Origin of the sequence: Burkholderia sp. Ac-20392, from assembly GCF_017104585.1 — a bacterium.
GTDB lineage: Bacteria > Pseudomonadota > Gammaproteobacteria > Burkholderiales > Burkholderiaceae > Burkholderia > Burkholderia lata.
The window spans coordinates 1-8,250 of the sequence record NZ_JAAGPB010000401.1; the positions used below are offsets into that span (position 1 = coordinate 1).

Annotated in this window: 8 protein-coding genes and 2 pseudogenes; 7 read left to right on the plus strand and 3 right to left on the minus strand. The window is 67.3% G+C overall.

Annotated elements, in window-relative coordinates; translation table 11 throughout:
- Together G3N99_RS42610 and G3N99_RS30120 are read right to left on the minus strand one after the other, a co-directional pair.
- Nucleotides 1-155, minus strand: a pseudogene (locus G3N99_RS42610) (cytochrome-c peroxidase); the annotation flags it as partial.
- Between the two features lie 94 nt (nt 156-249).
- A complete protein-coding gene (locus G3N99_RS30120; protein ID WP_174935374.1) occupies nt 250-1,923 on the minus strand; it encodes an alkaline phosphatase family protein in 1,674 nt (557 codons plus the stop codon).
- Nucleotides 1,924-2,272: 349 nt separating this feature from the next.
- Here G3N99_RS30120 and G3N99_RS30125 point away from each other — a divergent pair, with 349 nt between their 5' ends.
- A complete protein-coding gene (locus G3N99_RS30125; RefSeq protein ID WP_174935372.1) occupies nt 2,273-3,184 on the plus strand; it encodes an EamA family transporter in 912 nt (303 codons plus the stop codon).
- A 30-nt stretch (nt 3,185-3,214) separates the two neighbouring features.
- Here the strand turns inward: G3N99_RS30125 and G3N99_RS30130 are convergent, their stop codons facing one another.
- A complete protein-coding gene (locus G3N99_RS30130) occupies nt 3,215-3,688 on the minus strand; it encodes an Lrp/AsnC family transcriptional regulator (RefSeq protein ID WP_011355274.1) in 474 nt (157 codons plus the stop codon).
- 319 nt (nt 3,689-4,007) lie between these two features.
- Between G3N99_RS30130 and G3N99_RS30135 the strand changes: the two genes are divergently transcribed.
- The 6 genes and pseudogenes from G3N99_RS30135 to G3N99_RS30160 all read left to right on the plus strand — a co-directional run.
- The gene (locus tag G3N99_RS30135; RefSeq protein ID WP_206124194.1) at nt 4,008-5,393 is read left to right on the plus strand and encodes an amino acid permease; all 1,386 of its coding nucleotides are present in this window, start codon (nt 4,008-4,010) and stop codon (nt 5,391-5,393) included.
- 45 nt (nt 5,394-5,438) lie between these two features.
- Nucleotides 5,439-6,641, plus strand: coding sequence for an amino acid aminotransferase (locus tag G3N99_RS30140; RefSeq protein WP_206124195.1), 1,203 nt, complete (start codon nt 5,439-5,441; stop codon nt 6,639-6,641).
- A 163-nt stretch (nt 6,642-6,804) separates the two neighbouring features.
- Nucleotides 6,805-7,203 carry a DUF488 family protein gene (locus G3N99_RS30145; protein WP_011355271.1) on the plus strand — a complete coding sequence of 133 codons (399 nt, stop codon included), beginning with the start codon at nt 6,805-6,807 and terminating at the stop codon, nt 7,201-7,203.
- A gap of 138 nt (nt 7,204-7,341) precedes the next feature.
- Complete coding sequence (locus G3N99_RS30150; RefSeq protein ID WP_042974849.1) at nt 7,342-7,626, plus strand: DUF1488 domain-containing protein; 285 nt, start codon at nt 7,342-7,344, stop codon at nt 7,624-7,626.
- 22 nt (nt 7,627-7,648) lie between these two features.
- Nucleotides 7,649-7,888: a hypothetical protein gene (locus tag G3N99_RS30155; protein WP_011355269.1), complete on the plus strand. Its 240-nt coding sequence runs from the start codon at nt 7,649-7,651 to the stop codon at nt 7,886-7,888.
- A gap of 155 nt (nt 7,889-8,043) precedes the next feature.
- Nucleotides 8,044-8,250, plus strand: a pseudogene (locus tag G3N99_RS30160) (metal ABC transporter ATPase); the annotation flags it as partial.

Below are 8,250 nucleotides of genomic sequence, written 5' to 3' on the forward strand. Positions count from 1 at the left end.
GCGGGCACCTGCGCGGGGAACGCGATCGCGAACGCGCCATAGCCGAGGACGGCGGCGCCGATCACGAACGCCGCGCGGCGCAGGAGGCGGGACGGCGTGCGCGACGCGCGGGGGCCGGTGGTGTCGGGAGACGGGAACGCAGGGCGAGCTGTCATGCTGTCGGTCGGAAATCGGGCGCCGCACGAAGCGGCGCGTTAAACGGAAACGGCCGGCGCGTGCTGCGCCGGCCATGCGGTCACGAAGTACCGGTCAGATTGCCGGTGCCGCGCTCAAGGCGGTGCCGAGCGTCGGGTCGAGATACAGCGGCGTCGTGTTCGGCTTCGACGTGAAGTCGAACAGCGCGCGCAGGTCGCCCGCCGTCGCATCGAACGAACCGCCGCCGATGCGCTGGCCGCCGAGCCAGTTGTCCTCGATGAAGCGCACGACGGACGACTGGTCGATCATCGTGTGGTCGACGTAATTCTGCTTCGCATACGGCGAGATCACGATCAGCGGAATGCGCACGCCCGGGCCGCAGCGGCCATTCACGGTCGCGCCGTTCACGCCGGTGGTGCCGCCCGTGCCGCACTTGCCGCTGCCGTTGACCTGGTCGACCGGGTCCGACGACGCGCGCGTCGGCGCCGTGTACACGTGGTCGTACCAGCCGTCCGAGTCGTCATAGGTGACGATCACGGCCGTGTTCTGCCAGTCCGGCTGCTGCTGCAGGAAGTTGACGACCTTCGTCACGAACGCCTGTTCGTCGAGCGGATCCGAGTAGCCTGCGTGCGCGTCCTGTGCGGCCGGGGCCTTCAGGTAGCTGACCGACGGGAAGTTGCCGGCCTTCACGGCGGCGAAGAAGTCGTCCGTGTCGTACTGGTGGTTCGCCGGTTCGGCGGTCTTGCCGTCCGTCTGGAGGCTAGAACCGATCGCGGCCACCGAGCTCGGGCGCGTGTGCTGCGGGTTCGCGGTCGACGCGTAGTACTGGAACCAGTTGTGGTGCGGGATGTAGTCGGACGTCGCGGCGTTCACGGCGGTGGCGACCGTGCTGCGGCTGCAGCCCGTCGTGCCGTTGCCGTTCGTCGTCGACAGGTTGAAGCCGCCCATGAAGCCGCCCCACGTGATCTTCGCGCCGTTCAGCAGGTCGCCGATGTTCTTGCCCGTCATCAGTGCCTGGTCGGTCGTGCTCGAGCACACGTCGTAGCCCGGGTCGACGTCGTTGATCATCGTGAAGCCGCCCTGGCCGTCATTGATGTAGTACGAGCTCTTCGCGAGCGTCGACGGTTGCGCCGACGACTTGACGATCTGCATCCCGTTGGTCTGGCCCGACACGACGTTCAGCGCGCCCGGCGTCGACGGGCCGTACGACGTCGTGTACATGTTGTCGCTCATCGCGAAGCGCTGCGCGTAGTTCCACAGTGCCGTCACGGTGTTGCCGTCGAAGTAGCCCATCACCTGGCCCTTCGTGCCGAACGCGCCGGCGCCGCCGGAGGAGCCCTTGCCGGTGTATTTCGGGAACAGGTCGGCGAGGCCGTTGTCCTCGGCCTGCTGCTCGGCCGTGTACGCGTGGTTCTGGTCGGCGGTCGCGGCCTGCGTGCGGTCGAGGCGGAACGGGTTCGCCGCGTCGGTGCCGTTGGCCGTGTTCGTGAAGTTCGGGTTCGCGGTGAGCAGCGTGCCCGTCAGGCCGTTGGGCGTCGGCGTGCCGGACTTGGCGGTGAACGCCGGTTCGCCCGACGGGTTCGTCGCGTTCGGGTAGGTGCCGAAGTAGTGGTCGAACGAGATGTTTTCACCGTAGATCACGACGACGTGCTTGATCGGCGTGGCGGTCTGCAGCGCATCCTGCGACGACACGGCGGGCGTCGACGTGGGGTCGTCGCTGCCGCCGCAGGCGAACAGCGCCAGCGCTGCGGCTGCGCAGGCAGTGACGAGCAAGGCTTGACGGAACATCGGGAAACTCCAGGTAAGGTCTTCGATGGTGGAGAGCGGCCCCGTCGCCGTGTCGGTTCGGCGCGGAGCTCGTGAGAGAGCACACGCATTGGAACAGTCCCGTATGAAGATATGGGGACGGAGTGGTTTCGCCGCGATTGCGTTGCGGTATCGATTTCATTACGGAGGAACGCGAGGCGAAAGTGAACGGAAAGGGGCGGACCGCATGCCACCTTCGCGTCACATGTCGCGCCGCGTGAGCCCGCTGCCACGGATGCCGCGCGGGGCGGGCGAAAGGGCGTCATCGACCCGGTCGCGCACGGTGCCGTGCCGCGCCCGTTTTTTGACAATCGGATGACGGATTCATACGATGAACGCCCTGCGGCGACGATTTCGCGTGGCCGACCGTCAGCGAGTATTCAGCGTGCCGATCCCCGTTCTGTTTGCCGTTCTGTGCGCGGCGTTCCTCCACGCGTCATGGAATGCGCTGGTCCGCAGCAGCGGCGACCGGCTGCGATCGGCCACCGTGCTGCAGATCGCGATCGGGCTGTTCGCGCTGCTGTTCCTGCCGGCTGCAGCGCCGATCTCGGCGGCGAGCTGGGCGTACGTCGTCGCGTCGGCCGTGCTGCACGTCGTCTATACGCTGCTGCTGGTGCGCGCGTACGAGCACGGCGACCTGACCGTCGCGTATCCGGTCGCGCGCGGCACCGCGCCGCTGCTCGTCACGCTCGGCGCGGCGGCGTTCGCGGGCGAGCACCTGAATGTCGGCGCGCAATGCGGGCTCGTGCTGATCTGCGCGGGCATCCTGGCGATCGGCCTGGAGCGCGGGCGCGGCGCGAAGCACCGGATGATGCAGGTGCTGCCGACCGCGTTTGCGACCGGCGTATCGATCGCGGCCTACAGCGTGGTCGACGGGATCGGCGTGCGGGAGAGCGGCAACACGGTCGGCTATACCGCGTGGATGTTCGTGCTGACGGGCGCGATGATGGCCGCGTACTACCGGCTGCGGGCGGGGCCGCTGCGGCTGACGCAGGATGTCGGCGAAACGGCGAAGGCGGCGTGCGGCGGCGTGTTCGCGGCGCTCGCGTACGGCATCGTGATCTGGGCGATGGATCGCGCGCCGATGGGGCCGGTCTCGGCGTTGCGCGAAACGAGCGTGGTGTTCGCGGCGCTGATTGCGCGCGTGTATCTCGGCGAGCGGCTGACGCCGCGCCGGGCGGCCGGTTGCGTGGTGATCGCGGCGGGGGCGTTGCTGATCAGTGCGTTTGAAGTGGTGAAATAAACGGGCCGGCCTGGCCCGCGGCCCGCCACATCAGGCCTCGACCGGCATCGCACTCGTGCACTTGATCTCGTCGAGGCACACGCTCGAATGCACGCCGCTCACGCCGGGAATACGCATCAGCGTCTCGAGCAGGAACCGCGACAAGCCTTTCAGATCGTGCGCGACGACCTTCAACACATAGTCGATGTCGCCCGTCACCGAGAAGCACTCCTGGATCTGCGCGAGATCGGACACCAGTTTCTGGAACTTCGACAGGTCGCGGATATGCCCGCGCTCCATCGTCACGTGCACGAAAGCGGTGACGCCGAAACCGAGCGTGTCGGGGCACAGCCGGGTTTCATATCGGCGGATCGCGCCGATTTCCTCCAGCCGCCGGTGGCGGCGCAGCGTCTGCGCGGGCGAGAGGCCGACGGCCTTCGCCAGGTCGAGGTTCGACGCGCGGCCGTTCTCCTGCAGGATCGACAGCAAGTGGCGATCGAGGCGATCCAGAACCGGTTCATGCATTTTTGTTTCCTCATCTGTCTCCTGGATGCAATCTTATCTCATAATGTAGGGTTTGCATGAACGGGTTACGAAACCCGATTTCGCCGTCGCGACGCTAAACTGACGCCGGATTTTCGTGTGCGAACGCAGCAATGCGGGCGCGGCGACAGTCGGCGGCCGGTCTGGCAGGCACGCCGACGCGAATCGGGCGCCGCCACGCGAAGATTGCAGTCCCCAACCCGGCGGCTCCACGAACGGCCCCGGCACAGCAAAACAGCGCCCGGCACACCGAGGCGCGCCGCACCCTGCTGCAGGCGGGGGCGGACAGAGTGGAGAAGACATGGTTTCTGGAAACGAGAGCGACGGCCTGAAGCGCGGGCTGAAGAACCGGCACATCCAGCTGATTGCGCTCGGCGGCGCGCTCGGCACGGGGCTGTTCCTCGGCATCGCGCAGACGATCAAGATGGCGGGCCCGTCCGTGCTGCTCGGCTACGGGGTGGCCGGCATCATTGCGTTCTTCATCATGCGCCAGCTCGGCGAGATGGTCGTCGACGAGCCCGTCGCCGGCTCGTTCAGCTACTTCGCCAACAGGTACGTCGGCCACTTCACCGGCTTCCTGTCCGGCTGGAACTACTGGGTGCTGTACATCCTCGTCAGCATGGCCGAGCTGTCGGCCGTCGGGATCTACGTGCAGTACTGGTGGCCCGGCGTGCCGACCTGGGTGTCGGCGCTGGTCTTCTTCGTCGCGATCAACCTGCTCAACCTGGCCAGCGTGAAGTCGTACGGCGAGACGGAATTCTGGTTCTCGATCATCAAGGTCGCCGCGATCGTCGGGATGATCGGCTTCGGCGGCTGGCTGCTCGCGAGCGGCCATGCGGGGCCGGAGGCGAGTGTCCGGAACCTGTGGCAGCACGGCGGCTTCTTCCCGAACGGCGTGTCGGGGCTCGTGATGTCGATGGCCGCGATCATGTTCTCGTTCGGCGGGCTGGAGCTGATCGGCATCACCGCGGCCGAAGCCGACGATCCGAAGCGCAGCATTCCGCGCGCGACCAACCAGGTGATCTACCGAATCCTGATTTTCTACATCGGCGCGCTCGCCGTGCTGCTGTCGCTGTATCCGTGGGAAAAGGTCGTCACCGGCGGCAGCCCGTTCGTGCTGATCTTCCACGCGCTGAGCAGCAACCTGGTGGCCAACGTGCTGAACGTGGTCGTGCTGACGGCCGCGCTGTCCGTCTACAACAGCGGCGTGTACAGCAACAGCCGGATGCTGTTCGGCCTCGCGAAGCAGGGCAACGCGCCGAAGGTGCTGTGCTCGGTGAACAAGCGCGGCATTCCGCTCGCCGCGCTCGGCGCGTCGGCGCTCGCGACCGGCGTGTGCGTGCTGGTCAACTACTTCATGCCGGGCAAGGCGTTCGAGGTGCTGATGGGCCTCGTCGTGTCGGCGCTGATCATCAACTGGGCGATGATCACGCTGATCCACCTGAAGTTCCGCCAGGCCAAGCGTGCAGCCGGGGAGGAGACTTCCTTCCGCAGTCTGGGCTATCCTTTCACGAATTACCTGTGCCTGGCATTCATGGCCGGCATTCTCGTCGTGATGTACCTGACGCCGGATCTCCGCCTGTCGGTGTACCTGATCCCGGTATGGCTCGCGGTGCTCGCGGTCGGGTATCGCTTCCGTCAGAAGAATGCAGGCTATGCGGTGCACGACAGCGCATCCGCACGCTGATACAGGCCACGACCGACCATTCTTCCAAACGAGACCGACATAGCCATGTTCGAACACATCGACGCGTACCCGGGCGATCCGATCCTGACGCTCAACGAGAACTTCCAGAAAGATCCGCGCGACCAGAAGGTCAACCTGAGCATCGGCATCTACTTCGACGCCGAAGGCCGGATTCCGGTGATGGGCGCCGTGCGCGAAGCCGAAACCGCGCTGCAGCGCGACAGCGGCGCGAAGCCGTACCTGCCGATGGTCGGCCTGGCCGCGTATCGCGACGCCGTGCAGGCGCTCGTGTTCGGCGTCGATCACCCGGCCCGCGCGGCCGGCCGCATCGCGACGCTGCAGACGCTCGGCGGCTCCGGCGCCCTGAAGGTGGGCGCCGATTTCCTGAAGCGCTATTTCCCGGATTCGCAGGTATGGCTCAGCGACCCGAGCTGGGAAAACCACCGCTTCATCTTCGAGCGCGCCGGCTTCACGGTGAACACGTACCCGTACTACGACGAAGCGACGGGCGGCCTGAAGTTCGACGCGATGCTCGCGGCGATCGACGCGCTGCCGGCGCGCAGCATCGTGCTGCTGCACGCGTGCTGCCATAACCCGACCGGTGTCGACCTCGACGAAGGCCAGTGGGAGAAGCTGATCGACGTGATCGAGGCGCGCGGGCTGCTGCCGTTCGTCGACATGGCGTACCAGGGCTTCGGCGCGGGCCTCGACGCGGACGCGTTCGCGGTGCGCGAACTGGCTCGCCGCGGCGTGCCGGCGCTGGTGGCGAACTCGTTCTCGAAGAACTTCTCGCTGTACGGCGAGCGCGTGGGCGGCCTGAGCGTCGTCTGCGAAGATGCCGCCGCGGCCGACCGCGTGCTCGGCCAGCTGGCCGGCGCCGTGCGCTCGAACTACAGCAACCCGCAAACCTACGGCGCGAAAGTCGTCGCGGCCGTGCTCGGCACGCCCGCGCTGCGCAAGCAGTGGGAAGAGGAACTGGCGGCGATGTGCCGCCGCATCGCGCGGATGCGCCAGTCGATCCATGACGGCCTGCGCGACCACGTCAGCGGCGAGGCACTCACGCGCTACGTGAAGCAGCGCGGGATGTTCACGTACACGGGCCTGACCGAATCGCAGGTCGACGCGCTGCGCGAAGTGCACGGCGTGTACGTCCTGCGTTCAGGCCGGATGTGCGTCGCGGGGCTGAACGACTCGAACGTCGCCATCGTCGCGGATGCCATTGGCAAGGTGCTGAAGAGCGGCGTCTGAGCGCGGCGCGCTCCGGCGCGCAACGCGGCTGGCCGAACCGGCTGTCTCCCGCAAGGGGGCAGCCGGTTTTTTGCTGGGCGGCCGCAATGTGCGCCACCCGGCTGACGCCGGCGCACGTGCGGGGGTACGATCACGGCATCCAACGCATTTCGAAAGGAGCGACATGGGCATCCGGATCATCCAGCTCGGCACACCGCGCGCGGCCGGCGAGGGCCTGCGGATCGGAACGGTGCGGCGGCCGCCGCGTGGCGTTCCGAAGGCGGAATTCGCGTCGCGCAACTACTATGATGTATGGCTGCCGACGCTATCGCCGAGCCCGGAACTCGTCGCACAGGCGCAGGCTGCCGAAACCGATGCCGAATGGAACGCGTTCCGGCGTCACTTCCGCGCGGAGATGGCGCATGGCGATGCGCCGAAGGTGCTGGACCTGCTGGCGGCGCTGTCGGCGACCACCGCGTTCTCGATCGGCTGCTACTGCGACGATGAACGCCATTGTCACCGTAGCGTGCTGCGCGAGCTGCTCGCGGAGCGCGGCGCGGCGATCGAGCCCGACGCGGGCTGAAAGCAGTTCGAAGCGGCGTCGCGCAGCGGCGCCGGCACGCTGCCGCGCCGTTATCGTGCGGCGCAGCGAACCGGTTGACGTGGGTCAAGCGTGCGGGCGCGCGCGCCACTATGCTCTTGTCATGGAGCCATCACGACGATGACAGGCGGACAGATGCAGATTGCCTTCCCGCCGGAACCACCCGAATATTGCGCACGCGACCTGGTCGTGGCGTTTTCGGCACTGGTCGACGGGCGTTGCGTACAGTGCGCGGTCACGGCCGAGGCACTGGAAGATCATTTCGGCGCACCGTCGCTGCTCGAACGCGACCTGCTGGCCGCGTTCGACGCGCACCGGTCGGCGATCGAGGCGATGGCGCGACGGATGCTCGAGGAAATCGGCGGCCGGCCGGTGCTGCTGCACAGCGGCCACTTCCGGCTCTGAGACGGATACCGCAGGAGGGCGCATGACACTGCAGGGCAACATTCACGAACGCGACTGGTCCGTCGAAGTCGAGACGCGTCCGTGCGAATCGGGCGAATTCCGCTGTCGCGTGTCGGTCGAGCACGGCGCCGGCGCCGCGCGCTTTCATCACACGTTCGAGCACAGCCATGCGTATCCGACCGAGCGCGAGGCGATGATCGAAGGGCTGAGGGCCGGCATGACGTGGATCGAGATGAAGACGTCGCAGACCTTCAACGTATGAACGGCCCCGCGCCCACGAAGGCGCGGGCAGACTATCGGCCGGGCAGCGATCGAAGAAATCGCGCCGCGCCACGGGCAACGCGTGCCGCCGCCTTTCGGTGCGGGCGGCACAGGCAAGGCGGTCGACGAGCGGGCGGCCCCGTCAGGAGACACGACATGGGCGTGGGCATGCAGATCGCCTGCCACGGATTCGCGGGTTCGGCCGCGGTCGAAGCCGAGGCCGGCGCGCAGCTGGTGCGGCTCGAACGGTTTCGCGCGCTGATCGGCGGGTGCCATCTCGCGATCGAATCGCATGCCGCCGCCGACGGCGCACGCCGGTACGACGTGCAGCTCGACCTCGTAATGCACGACACCGCGCTCTGG

Bases quoted from the DNA above. Each gene is read 5' to 3' on its own strand.
- G3N99_RS30155 (WP_011355269.1), top strand. From the start codon at position 7,649: ATGACACTGCAGGGCAACATTCACGAACGCGACTGGTCCGTCGAAGTC.
- G3N99_RS30140 (WP_206124195.1), top strand. From the start codon at position 5,439: ATGTTCGAACACATCGACGCGTACCCGGGCGATCCGATCCTGACGCTC.
- G3N99_RS30130 (WP_011355274.1), bottom strand. From the start codon at position 3,688: ATGCATGAACCGGTTCTGGATCGCCTCGATCGCCACTTGCTGTCGATC.
- G3N99_RS30120 (WP_174935374.1), bottom strand. From the start codon at position 1,923: ATGTTCCGTCAAGCCTTGCTCGTCACTGCCTGCGCAGCCGCAGCGCTG.
- G3N99_RS30150 (WP_042974849.1), top strand. From the start codon at position 7,342: ATGACAGGCGGACAGATGCAGATTGCCTTCCCGCCGGAACCACCCGAA.
- G3N99_RS30145 (WP_011355271.1), top strand. From the start codon at position 6,805: ATGGGCATCCGGATCATCCAGCTCGGCACACCGCGCGCGGCCGGCGAG.
- G3N99_RS30135 (WP_206124194.1), top strand. From the start codon at position 4,008: ATGGTTTCTGGAAACGAGAGCGACGGCCTGAAGCGCGGGCTGAAGAAC.
- G3N99_RS30125 (WP_174935372.1), top strand. From the start codon at position 2,273: ATGAACGCCCTGCGGCGACGATTTCGCGTGGCCGACCGTCAGCGAGTA.